The sequence below is a fragment of the Intrasporangium calvum genome (assembly GCF_028446585.1).
GTDB lineage: Bacteria > Actinomycetota > Actinomycetes > Actinomycetales > Dermatophilaceae > Intrasporangium > Intrasporangium calvum_A.
On record NZ_JAPFQL010000137.1, the window covers coordinates 1 to 4,252 of the forward strand.

General features: G+C 73.7%; 4 protein-coding genes and 1 pseudogene. 3 read left to right on the forward strand and 2 right to left on the reverse strand.

What is annotated here, in order from left to right; all coding sequences use genetic code 11:
• Nucleotides 1-1,408: pseudogene (locus OO014_RS18910) on the reverse strand (hypothetical protein); the annotation flags it as partial.
• Between the two features lie 36 nt (nt 1,409-1,444).
• On the opposite strand from OO014_RS18910, the gene OO014_RS18915 reads away from it, so the two are divergent.
• From OO014_RS18915 to OO014_RS18925, 3 genes are all read left to right on the forward strand, one after another.
• The gene (locus OO014_RS18915) at nt 1,445-2,434 is read left to right on the forward strand and encodes an aldose 1-epimerase family protein (RefSeq protein ID WP_272463878.1); all 990 of its coding nucleotides are present in this window, start codon (nt 1,445-1,447) and stop codon (nt 2,432-2,434) included.
• Between the two features lie 93 nt (nt 2,435-2,527).
• A complete protein-coding gene (locus tag OO014_RS18920; protein WP_272463879.1) occupies nt 2,528-2,923 on the forward strand; it encodes a cold-shock protein in 396 nt (131 codons plus the stop codon).
• A 4-nt stretch (nt 2,924-2,927) separates the two neighbouring features.
• Complete coding sequence (locus tag OO014_RS18925) at nt 2,928-3,812, forward strand: DUF3027 domain-containing protein (RefSeq protein ID WP_272463880.1); 885 nt, start codon at nt 2,928-2,930, stop codon at nt 3,810-3,812.
• Between the two features lie 31 nt (nt 3,813-3,843).
• Here OO014_RS18925 and OO014_RS18930 read toward each other — a convergent pair whose 3' ends face one another.
• On the reverse strand, nt 3,844-4,092 hold the full coding sequence (locus OO014_RS18930) for a DUF2530 domain-containing protein (protein WP_272463881.1): 249 nt from the start codon (nt 4,090-4,092) through the stop codon (nt 3,844-3,846).
• Nucleotides 4,093-4,252 lie beyond the last annotated feature (160 nt).

A 4,252-nucleotide genomic window follows, 5' to 3' on the forward strand; every position in this document is an offset into this window, starting at 1 on the left:
GGGTGGTGGCATCGAGTGGCCCGGGCATCCCCAGTGCATTGACACCCAGGAGCGAGCGGCCGGGTGAGGAGAGCGCCCCGCGCCCGGTGACGCCGAGCCACTCCGCCTCACGGAGCACCCCCTCGACGGCCCCGTCGAGCAGGGCAGCCGAGCGCAGGGGTCGCCGCCAGTGCAGCCGGGCGCGGATGGACTCGCCGTCCGCGGCCGTCCCGGGCGCAAGGGATGCCAGCTCGACGAGCACCTCACGCCGGATCCCCCGGATGGCGGGCCACTGGACGTCGGCTCCGAGCGCGTTGGCGGGGGAGTCGCCGACCCGTTTCCCCACGAGGTGCGGGGCGCGGGTCGAGGACAGCCACGCCCTGGCCAGGACCGCCCAGCGGCGCCCGGCCTCGCTCGCCGACCACTCGTCCAGCTCCGGTGTGGGAGCCCAGACGGGCACGATCTCGCCGTCGTCCGCGACGAGCCCGGCGGCATACGCCACCTCGACGACGAAGGCGGCGCGCTCCGGCTCGACGTCGAGCACCTGCTGGGCTGCCTTGAGGTCTCGCACGGACAGCCCGCCGGCCCGCAGCACCCGAGGGGGCTCGGCGCCCCAGGCCGAGCACAGCTCGTCGACCCGGGCGAGCAGGTCGCTGGCCGCGCCACCGGCCACCGCGTCGACCACCCGGGCAGAGACGTCCCGAGCGGTGATCTCGGGCGCCTGCAGCCGGGTCCTGCGGTGCAACCGGCCGTCGCGCAGCACGAGAGCGACCTCCCGGGGGAGGGCGACGCGGTCGCTGCCGACGGAGACCAGCAGGTGCTGCTCGAGCAGCCAGCGCACGGCGGTCGCGCCGGCCGGTCCGCTCGGCATGAGACCGGTGGGGGGACCCCAGGCCAGTCGGTCGAGCACCGTCCGGGCGGCCGGCGGTGCACCATCGATGGCCCTGCGAAGGTGGGACTCCGAGGGAACCGGCGCCCCGGGCCGGAGGTCCCCGTAGGGCGCCCCGAGCCCCGCGACGCTGGCCCCGAGCACCTCGGGGACGGTGCGGACGACGTGGGTCCCGTCCGCTCCGCGCCAGAGCAGGGCCCGGGTCCACAGCTCGTCGACGAGTGCCTGGACCTTCGGCAGGTCCGACTGGTCCGCTCCGAGCAGCCGCAGGACGTGTCCAAGCTCGTTCCGAGGAGGGATCGCCGGAGCCACCACGAGCGCCTCCAGGACCCGCAGGTGTCCCTCGTCCAGCGCGTCGATGGCTCGCTGCACGCTCGCCTTGGTGGAGGCCCGCGCAGCGAGGCTCGTGAGGTCGGCCGGAGCCGGACGGGCGAGGTCGGGACGGGCGAGGACGAGCGCGACGATCTCGCGGTCGGTCCGGGCCCGGATGTCGTCGGCCAGGCTCCGGGCTGCCCCGCTCTCCCGCCTGTTGATGGCCACGGACCCAACCTAGACGGAGCGGCTAGCGTGGAGACCATGACCGCCCTCTTCCCAGAGCCCGCCCGGCCGTCGTTCGCCGCCGCGTCGGCCGCACCGACCGGGCAGCAGTGGACCATCGGGCGCGGTCCCTTCGAGGCGAGCGTCGTCGAGGTGGGCGGGGGACTGCGCAGCCTGACGATGGACGGCGCGCCGCTCGTCGCCGGCTTCGGCGCCGACGAGCCGTGCCAGTCCGGTCGGGGGCAGCAGCTGATGCCCTGGCCCAACCGGATCCGCGACGGGCGCTACACCTGGCAGGGCAAGCAGCAGCAGCTGCCGATCACCGAGGTCCCCAAGGGCAACGCGAGCCACGGCCTGGTCCGCTGGGCCATCTGGGAGCTCATCGAGCTCGAGCCCGACTCGGTCACGGTGGGCTACCGCCTCTATCCGCAGCCCGGCTGGGACCACCCGCTCGACCTGCGCACCACCTATGTGCTCGACGACACCGGGCTCGTCGTCACGGCCGCGGCCCGCAACGTCGGGACCGCGCCCGCCCCGTTCGGCTACGGGGCCCACCCCTACCTGGCGATCGGCGACACCGCTCTCGATGACGTGTGGGTCAAGGTGCCGGCGTCGACGTGGCTGCAGACCGACGAGCGCGGGCTCCCGACCGGGCGCGCTGCCGTGGCGGACACCCCGCTCGACCTCCGCACCGGCCGGCCGCTCGGCGACACGAAGCTCGACACCCCCTTCACCGACGTCCTGCGCGACCCCGACGGGATGTGGCGCTGCACGGTCGCCACGGGGGCGGCGGGCCGGATCGACCTCTGGGCCGACGACGCCTTCCCCTGGCTGCAGGTCTTCACCGGCGTCGTCGAGAAGGGGCTCGGCCAGCCCGGCATCGCCATCGAGCCGATGACCTGTCCTGCCGAGGCGTTCAACTCCGGCGACTCACTCATCACCCTGGCCCCCGGCGACGAGTGGACCGGCACGTGGGGCATCTCACCGGCACGCGGCCCGGTCGCGGACGAGGCTCTCCGGCCCCGCTGAGCGGGCGCAAACGGCGTTGCCGGCAGCAGATAGGCTGGACCGCAGCGCTCGACCAGGTGGTAGCGCGCATCAAGACGAGCAACGAGGTGGACTGTGCCGACTGGCAAGGTCAGGTTTTTCGACGCCGACAAGGGCTTCGGCTTCATCGCCGAGGACGACGGCGCTGACGTGTTCCTGCACGCCAACGCCCTGCCCGAGGGCGTGACGACGCTCAAGAAGGGGACCCGCGTCGAGTTCGGCATCGTGGAGGGACGCAAGGGCGCCCAGGCCCTGCAGGTCCGAGTCCTCGACCCCGCCCCGTCCCTGGCGGCGAAGCGTCGCGAGCGCGACCGCAAGCCGACCGAGGAGATGGTCGTCATCATCGAGGACGTCATGCAGGTCCTCGACGAGGTGAGCAACGGCCTGCGCAAGGGCCGCTACCCCGACCGCGAGTTCGGCACGAAGGTCGCGCAGGCGCTCCGCAAGGTTGCCGACCAGCTCGAGGGCTGATCAGATGACTCCGACGATGACCCCGAGCCGGCGTCCGGCCAGACGCGAGACCGCCAAGGTCGACGCCGTGCTCCTCGCCGCCGCGGACCAGGCTCGGACCGCCCTCTCCGAGGTGGCCGAGCCCGGCACCGTCGGGGCCCACACCGGCATGGACATGCTCGGCGAGCGTCTCGCGATCCACTGGTTCGAGTGCACGTCCCCGGGCTACCACGGCTGGCGCTGGGGCGTCAGCGTGACGCGAGTGCCGCGCGCCAAGGTGGCCACGGTCTGCGAGACCAACCTGCTGCCCGGCGCGGAGGCGATCCTCGCGCCCGAGTGGCTGCCCTACGCCGACCGGCTCGCCCCCGGCGACCTCGGCCCGGGCGACGTCCTGCCGAAGCGGACCGACGACCCCTACCTCGAGGCCGGTTTCGAGGCGACCGGTGAGGAGGACGTCGACCAGCTGGCCTTCTTCGAGCTGGGGCTGGGCCGCCCGCGCGTGCTGTCCGCCGAGGGGCGCGAGGCCGCGGCCACCCGGTGGTACGCCGGGGACAACGGACCGACCTCCGAGGTCGCCGTCAAGGCGAGCGCCCCGTGTGCGACGTGTGGCTACTTGCTGCCGATGGCCGGCGCGCTTCGGGCCGTCTTCGGGGTCTGCGCCAACGAGTGGAGCCCTTCGGACGGCCGTGTGGTCTCCCTGGACCACGGGTGCGGCGCGCACTCCGAGACGGACGTCGAGGCCCCGGAGCCGACGCCGATCGGCGAGCCGATCGTCGACGAGTTCGCCGTCGAGCTCGAGGTGCTGGACCGTGCGGTCGAGCCATCTGCATCGACCGAGCCGGCTGCATCGGCCGAGCCGGAGGAGCCGACCGACCTGGACACCGCGGACGGGAGTGACGAGCGGGACTGAGCCCAGCGGCATACGGCCTTGGTGGTGGACGTCAGACGGCGTCCTGGGCGTTGCCGCGTCCCCGCCGCACGTAAAGCCAGCCGATGCCGCCGAGCAGCATCCCCGCGACGCACGTCCACGGCCACCAGCTGCGGTCTCCCTCGTGCAGGGCCGGCACGAGGAGGGTGACCACCAGCGCCACGGCCCACCCGACGATGCCCCACTCGATGATCTTGAGCATCGGCACATGCACCGGCTGGAGCGGCTCTCCGGGCTTGCGCGGAGGGGTCGGGGCGGTCACGGGGCCAGCCTAGGTGATTCGGCGGCCCTGGCCCGCGCGGGTCGTGGAGCGTGGCCGGCCCCGCGCCGCTAGAGTGCGCGCCATGTCGACCGAAACCACCAGGCGTCCGGCGCCCGCCGGACTCGACGGCTACTTCAAGATCACCGAGCGCGGCTCGACT

Excerpts from the sequence above, each read along its gene's own strand:
- OO014_RS18925 (WP_272463880.1), top strand. The coding sequence starts at position 2,928 with ATGACTCCGACGATGACCCCGAGCCGGCGTCCGGCCAGACGCGAGACC.
- OO014_RS18915 (WP_272463878.1), top strand. The coding sequence starts at position 1,445 with ATGACCGCCCTCTTCCCAGAGCCCGCCCGGCCGTCGTTCGCCGCCGCG.